Source organism: Micromonospora sp. DSM 43699 (genome assembly GCF_055517075.1).
In genome coordinates this window covers 1-427 of the sequence record NZ_JBTMMT010000240.1, presented here as the reverse complement: position 1 = coordinate 427, position 427 = coordinate 1, and the positions used below count along the sequence as shown (strand labels likewise).

Annotated in this window: 1 protein-coding gene; it reads left to right on the top strand. The window is 72.4% G+C overall.

The window, feature by feature from the left end:
- Nucleotides 1–427 (top strand): glycoside hydrolase family 30 beta sandwich domain-containing protein (locus AC0AIB_RS31440; RefSeq protein ID WP_465098118.1); only part of this gene is annotated, 427 nt, incomplete at both ends.

Below are 427 nucleotides of genomic sequence, written 5' to 3'. Positions count from 1 at the left end.
CGCCCTCGACCGGAACGGCGGCCCCCATCAGGGGCACTGCACCAACCGCTGCAACGGCATCGTCGAGATCGACGGCGGCCAGGTGACCCGCAACGCCGAGTTCTACGTCCTCGGTCATGTCGCCAAGTTCGTCCGGGCCGGCGCGGTCCGGATCGGCTCCACCAGCCAGGGCGCGGGAGGGGTGCAGAACGTCGCCTTCCAGAACGGCGACGGCAGCCGCGCGGCCGTCGTCGTCAACACCTCCTCCGGGTCGCAGCGGTTCTCGCTGACGGACAACGGCAGGTCGCTGGCGTACACCCTGCCCGCCGGCGCCGTCGCCACCTTCACCTGGGACGGGAGCGGCGGCACGACCGACCCGCCCGCGGGCTCCATCGATCCCGCCGCCTGGTACCAGGTGCGGAACGCCAACAGCGGTGCCTGCCTCGAC